A 5,416-nucleotide genomic window follows, 5' to 3' on the forward strand; every position below is an offset into this window, starting at 1 on the left:
ATTATTTAACAGCGTCTTTAAGAGCTTTACCAGCTTTGAATGCTGGAACTTTAGAAGCTGCAATTGTCATTTCTTTACCAGTTTGTGGGTTGCGACCTTTACGTTCTGCACGCTCACGAACTTCAAAGTTACCAAAACCGATCAATTGAACTTTTTCACCAGCTGCAAGATAGTCAGCTACCGCTGCAAATACAGCTTCAACTGCTGCTGCTGAGTCTTTCTTAGTCAATTCTGTAGCTTCTGCTACTTTAGCGATCAAATCTTGTTTGTTTGCCATGTTAACGATTCCTCCAAATAATTTCTAATTAACAAATATAATCATATCCTAAAATCCCTTTTAGGTCAAGTTAAAAACGCTATTTCTTCCCATTTTCTTTATTTTTTTAGGAGTGGTAACGTACCAAAATAGCCCAAGCATTCTCACCTGTGTGCGTTTGAATAATGGAACCCGTTTCCAAAACAGAAATTGGCTTTTCAACATAAGCTTGTAAGCTTTCTTTCATCTCTTTTGCCCAATCATCACTACCAGAATATGAAATTCCAATCTCTGCTACAGAACGTTCAGAAAGCGATGTTATCAACTCATCTAACCATTTTTTAAAAGTTTTAGCTCCACGACCTTTAACCATTGGCTGCAATTCATGGTCTTTCATTTGCATGACAACACGGATATTGAGAAGGGAGCTCAACAATCCAGTTACACGGCCAATTCGTCCACCTTTGACAAGATTTTCCAAAGTTGAAACGCCAATATAAAGTTCTGTGTTGTTTTTAACCTCTTCTACATGAGATAAAATTGTCTCCATATCTTTGCCTTCTTGTGCTAATTTAGCAGCTTCGACAACTTGGAATTTCAAGGCTTGGTCAGTGAAGGAACTATCAACAACAGTCACATCTGCAGTAGATAAACTAGCACCCTGGCGTGCTGCTTCTACAGTCCCTGAAAGAGCATGGGACATATGAATAGCAAGAATCTGGCTACCATCCTTGCATAGGTCTTCAAACACTTCAGCAAAGACACCTACAGGCGGTTGACTTGTTTTCGGAAGATTCTTAGCTTCTTGCATCAACTGAAGAAATTTACCTTCTTCTTTCAAATCAGCATCAGAATAAACAACATTATCAATCATTACAGATAATGGAACAATTGTAATATCTAATTGCTTTACTAGTTCTGGTTCAATAGTAACAGATGAATCGGTTACAATCTTAATTTTTGTCATAGTATCAATCTTTCTATTTTAGGATTCAGATTGGTTTTCTTACTTCTAATTATATCAAAAAAAGATTAAAAATCCTAATGGAGTCACTCAAATTTTCCTTAAAAATTTGATATAATCTACTTATAAGAAAAGAGGTGTCCTATGATTAAAAAAATTTACCCCATTTTAACCATTTTATTAGGAGCTGCTATTTATGCTTTTGGTCTAACTTATTTTGTAGTTCCTCATCATCTCTTTGAAGGAGGGGCGACAGGCATTACCCTTATCACCTTTTATCTTTTTAAAATCCCTGTTTCGCTCATGAACTTGCTGATTAACATTCCCCTTTTCATCCTAGCTTGGAAAATATTTGGAGCAAAATCCCTCTACTCTAGTTTACTAGGAACCTTAGCCTTATCCGCCTGGTTGGCCTTTTTTGAACGTATTCCCCTTCATATTGATCTTCAAGGTGATTTACTAATCACTGCCCTTATAGCGGGAATTCTATTGGGAATCGGTCTTGGAATTATCTTTAATGCTGGAGGTACAACTGGTGGTACTGATATTCTAGCTCGTATTCTCAATAAATACACCCATATATCCATGGGGAAACTGCTCTTTATCTTAGATTTTTGTATTCTCATGCTTATTCTCCTAATCTTCAAGGACTTGAGATTGGTTTCCTACACGCTCTTATTTGATTTTATCGTTTCTCGTGTCATTGATTTGATTGGCGAAGGTGGCTACGCAGGTAAAGGCTTTATGATTATCACAAAACGTCCTGACCAACTTGCTAAGGCGATCAATGATGACCTAGGAAGAGGTGTTACTTTCATCTCAGGTCAAGGCTACTATAGTCAAAAAGATTTGAAGATTATCTACTGTATTGTCGGTAGAAATGAGATTGTGAAAATGAAGGAAATGATTCATCGAATCGATCCTCAAGCCTTTATAACCATTACAGAAGCCCATGAAATCCTTGGAGAAGGATTTACCTTTGAAAAAGAATAAAAAGAGGTAATGTCGTGACCTCAAAAGTTAGACTTATTCATCTATCTTTTGGGTTACAAACAACCTCTTTTTTAATTACTCAAACTCTTATGACCAATTCCGAGCTACTTCTTCATCAGCCTTTAACTGATCTACTAATTGGTCAACTGAGTCAAATTTAGTCATATCTCGAATGCGATCAAGCCAATAAACCATGACGGTTTCCCCATAAATATCTTGATTAAAATCAAAAATATTGACTTCAAAACGTGCTTCTTCTCCATCAAAGGTCACATTTTTCCCGACACTAGCCATAGCACGATACTTCTGTCTTTGAATCTCAACATCAACGACATAAACGCCATCTGCTGGCATATAAGTACGGTCTAAAAGCACTAAATTAGCTGTTGGATAACCAATCGTACGACCACGAGCATTACCATGAACCACCATACCTCTGGATGGAAGCGGTGCCCCCAAAAGTTCTCCTGCTTCTTTCACATTTCCATCTAAAATAGCTTGACGGATACGAGTTGAACTAATCTTTCCTTTCTCATCTTCTACAGGTGGAACAATGATAACTTCTCCATCAAAGTAATCCTTTAAATCTTCTGCTGTTTTTTTGTCAGAACCAAATGTATAATCAAAACCTGCAACAATAATTTTGGCATTCATAGCCTTGATATAAGTTGCAAAAAATTCTTCTGCCGTGAGACTAGCGAATTGACTACTAAAATCAAGGAGATATAATTCCTCTACACCTTCACGCTTTAATTTTCTTTCACGTTCAGCAGGATTTAAAATATGTAAAAACAAATCTGGATGATAAGGCTCTAAAGCAATCTTTGGTGATTCATTAAAGGTCATAACCACGATAGGCAATAAATCCTTTCTCGCAGCCTTATTGGCAACACGAAATAATTCTTGATGCCCCTTATGTATGCCATCAAAATAGCCAAGAACAACGACTGAATCAGATGGTGTGCCAATATCTTTTTGGTTTTTTATAGGAATAGTAATAATCATAAACTAATTATATCATAGCGATAGCTATTTCTGGAACAGAAAATCTGAAATGTCGTTTTTTTAACCTGAAGTGTACCTGTTTTCAAAAAGCTCTTCACTCTATCGTTGCTTAACTATGAACTTTGCAATATTCTTCTCAAAAACTTGTAGGCCATCTTCAAAAGTTTGAAAGGAGTGATTAGACTTGTTCAGTAACCATAAAGTGTCATACTATGCTTATGTATGAAAAAGCAATGCAACTAACTCCTGAGAACTTTAAATTACTAATTGGTGCCGAAAAGGTAGAATTTAGAATCGAGGTACACCTATGGCTGTAAAATTTACAAAACAAGACAACTTGGGCAAGATGTTTGAAGAGTTTCCTAAACTCCCTGATTTGAAGCAAGTCACTTTCCCTGATGACAAAGAAAAAAGCCAAAGCAGTAAAGAAAAACTAGATGACTGCTTTCCAACAACTCTCATCTAGTATGCTTCAGACTGGCGCTATTTTTCTCTCCATCTGTTAGCTTGGATTCTCAGACAGTTTCAGCTAAAGAATATCTTTTCCCTCATCAGAAGGAACGAATCAAGCCATTCAGACAAGTGAAGGGACGACAAGCCAATATTTGAAACCAGATACCAGTTCTTATAGTCAATTGAAATAAAATCTGAAGAAATCGAGTAGGAAACTCAAATCAATTTTTAACAGTGTTCTATTCCAGATTCAATCCACTATACATATTAAAAAGTATGGGTATCAAAACAAAAAATAGGCTCTCCGAAAACTCGGAAAGCCTTATTTAATGCTATTTCTAGCTTCCTCGCCTTTACATTTCAAGGCTCAGGATAAAAAGGTTCACTGAACCTTTTTATTTAGCGATTGGGTAAACAGAAACTTGTTTTTTATCGCGTCCTTTACGTTCAAAGCGTACTACGCCCTCAACTTTAGCGAACAAAGTATCGTCTCCACCACGTCCAACGTTTACACCTGGGTAGATATGTGTACCACGTTGACGGTAAAGGATTGATCCACCTGTTACAGTTTGTCCGTCAGCTGCTTTAGCTCCAAGACGTTTTGCTTGTGAATCACGTCCGTTTGATGTAGAACCTCCACCTTTTTTGTGGGCGAAAAGTTGCAAGTTGTTAAGAGTCATTTTTAACATAATGTTTTCCTCCGTGTTAGTTTTCTGTGATAACTCTGGTTTGGACGAACTCAGAAGAGTTCTCCGATAAGTTTGCCATACCTAAGAAAAATGATTCAAAGAATAACTGGGTCATTTCTCTCTGGTGTGAAGGCAGGTCTTTTGGAATCTCAACCATCAGATAGCCACCTTCATCTTCGTTTAATTCTAGGATTGGTTCATAGCCTGCAAATTTCTCAATGGAATTGATAAAGTTAATGGCAAGCGTAGAAACCGATGCACACACGACATCTAAGCCGTATTCGCCACTCTCGGCGTGTCCAGTAATTTCCGCACTCCTCAGCTCGCCATCTTCGGCTCTCTCAAAGACTGCCTGTATCATGTGTTCTCCTTAAAATTAAGCGTTAATTGCGTTGATGACAACTTTTGTATATGGTTGACGGTGACCTTGTTTACGGTGGCTACCTTTTTTAGGTTTGTACTTGTAAGTAACAACTTTCTTTTGTTTTCCTTGTTTTTCAACAGTTCCAACTACAGTAGCTCCAGCAACAAGTGGAGTTCCGACAACAGTGTTTTCACCACCAACAAGAACAACTTCGTTAAAAGTAACTTCTTGACCAGCTTCAACGTTCAATTTTTCAACGTAAACTGCTTGACCAACTTCAACTTTAACTTGTTTTCCGCCAGTTTTGATAATTGCGTATGTGCTCATTATGCACCTCCTATGATTTTTATGGGTTTCCCCGATTTTTTGTGAAGACTCGCCTAGCATCGTGGGACGAACCACTTAAACTTGAATAATCAAGCAACGATGTTCGTGCGGTTGCACAGGAACGTGCATAGTCAACTCTCTAAGTATAGCATATCTCCTATTTTCTTACAAGTAATAACACCTAAAATGAAGCTTTTTCTTTTACTGCTAACTTCTCAAAGTAACTTCCACTTGCCTGACCAAAGTGGAAATTAGTCTAAAACGGATTTTTATGGTGGAATTAAGTGTGAGACGTTTGAATTAGAAATGAGGTCTACTATGACAAAACATAAACATCTTACCCTTTCAGACCGTAATGATATCCA

The 5,416-nt window shown here is 37.4% G+C and carries 8 protein-coding genes, 1 pseudogene and 1 other annotated feature; of the genes and pseudogenes, 3 read left to right on the forward strand and 6 right to left on the reverse strand.

The genetic code is table 11. The annotated features are described in order from the left end of the window. Position 1: 1 nt before the first annotated feature. Both HT696_RS10170 and HT696_RS10175 read right to left on the reverse strand, forming a co-directional pair. Entirely contained in the window at positions 2 to 277 is a 276-nt protein-coding gene (locus HT696_RS10170; protein WP_001284639.1) for an HU family DNA-binding protein, read from the reverse strand. A 106-nt stretch (positions 278 to 383) separates the two neighbouring features. Then, positions 384 to 1,223 carry a DegV family protein gene (locus HT696_RS10175; protein ID WP_173282887.1) on the reverse strand — a complete coding sequence of 280 codons (840 nt, stop codon included), beginning with the start codon at positions 1,221 to 1,223 and terminating at the stop codon, positions 384 to 386. 141 nt (positions 1,224 to 1,364) lie between these two features. On the opposite strand from HT696_RS10175, the gene HT696_RS10180 reads away from it, so the two are divergent. Beyond that, positions 1,365 to 2,213 (forward strand): YitT family protein, encoded by an 849-nt coding sequence (locus tag HT696_RS10180; RefSeq protein ID WP_050243034.1) that lies wholly within the window; start codon positions 1,365 to 1,367, stop codon positions 2,211 to 2,213. A gap of 87 nt (positions 2,214 to 2,300) precedes the next feature. On the opposite strand, the gene HT696_RS10185 is transcribed toward HT696_RS10180, so the two are convergent. Then, on the reverse strand, positions 2,301 to 3,218 hold the full coding sequence (locus HT696_RS10185) for a bifunctional riboflavin kinase/FAD synthetase (protein ID WP_000587437.1): 918 nt from the start codon (positions 3,216 to 3,218) through the stop codon (positions 2,301 to 2,303). A 307-nt stretch (positions 3,219 to 3,525) separates the two neighbouring features. On the opposite strand from HT696_RS10185, the gene HT696_RS10190 reads away from it, so the two are divergent. Further along, positions 3,526 to 3,684 carry an SPJ_0845 family protein gene (locus HT696_RS10190; protein WP_173282886.1) on the forward strand — a complete coding sequence of 53 codons (159 nt, stop codon included), beginning with the start codon at positions 3,526 to 3,528 and terminating at the stop codon, positions 3,682 to 3,684. A gap of 26 nt (positions 3,685 to 3,710) precedes the next feature. Further along, positions 3,711 to 3,847: pseudogene (locus HT696_RS10195) on the forward strand (TIGR03943 family protein); the annotation flags it as partial. A 219-nt stretch (positions 3,848 to 4,066) separates the two neighbouring features. Here HT696_RS10195 and rpmA read toward each other — a convergent pair. From rpmA to rplU, 3 genes are read right to left on the reverse strand one after another with little or no spacing between them, the layout of a single operon-like run. Beyond that, complete coding sequence (gene rpmA, locus HT696_RS10200; protein WP_000916509.1) at positions 4,067 to 4,360, reverse strand: 50S ribosomal protein L27; 294 nt, start codon at positions 4,358 to 4,360, stop codon at positions 4,067 to 4,069. Between the two features lie 16 nt (positions 4,361 to 4,376). Continuing rightward, a complete protein-coding gene (locus HT696_RS10205) occupies positions 4,377 to 4,721 on the reverse strand; it encodes a ribosomal-processing cysteine protease Prp (protein ID WP_000613699.1) in 345 nt (114 codons plus the stop codon). Positions 4,722 to 4,736: 15 nt separating this feature from the next. Then, positions 4,737 to 5,051 (reverse strand): 50S ribosomal protein L21, encoded by a 315-nt coding sequence (gene rplU / locus HT696_RS10210; protein ID WP_000109141.1) that lies wholly within the window; start codon positions 5,049 to 5,051, stop codon positions 4,737 to 4,739. A 35-nt stretch (positions 5,052 to 5,086) separates the two neighbouring features. Then, positions 5,087 to 5,174: a sequence feature (ribosomal protein L21 leader region), on the reverse strand. Positions 5,175 to 5,416: the final 242 nt, after the last annotated feature.

Source organism: Streptococcus sp. 9903 (genome assembly GCF_013276625.1).
Classification (GTDB): Bacteria; Bacillota; Bacilli; order Lactobacillales; family Streptococcaceae; genus Streptococcus.

Bases quoted from the DNA above. Each gene is read 5' to 3' on its own strand.
- HT696_RS10170 (WP_001284639.1), bottom strand. From the start codon at position 277: ATGGCAAACAAACAAGATTTGATCGCTAAAGTAGCAGAAGCTACAGAA.
- HT696_RS10175 (WP_173282887.1), bottom strand. From the start codon at position 1,223: ATGACAAAAATTAAGATTGTAACCGATTCATCTGTTACTATTGAACCA.
- HT696_RS10180 (WP_050243034.1), top strand. From the start codon at position 1,365: ATGATTAAAAAAATTTACCCCATTTTAACCATTTTATTAGGAGCTGCT.
- HT696_RS10185 (WP_000587437.1), bottom strand. From the start codon at position 3,218: ATGATTATTACTATTCCTATAAAAAACCAAAAAGATATTGGCACACCA.
- HT696_RS10190 (WP_173282886.1), top strand. From the start codon at position 3,526: ATGGCTGTAAAATTTACAAAACAAGACAACTTGGGCAAGATGTTTGAA.
- rpmA (WP_000916509.1), bottom strand. From the start codon at position 4,360: ATGTTAAAAATGACTCTTAACAACTTGCAACTTTTCGCCCACAAAAAA.
- HT696_RS10205 (WP_000613699.1), bottom strand. From the start codon at position 4,721: ATGATACAGGCAGTCTTTGAGAGAGCCGAAGATGGCGAGCTGAGGAGT.
- rplU (WP_000109141.1), bottom strand. From the start codon at position 5,051: ATGAGCACATACGCAATTATCAAAACTGGCGGAAAACAAGTTAAAGTT.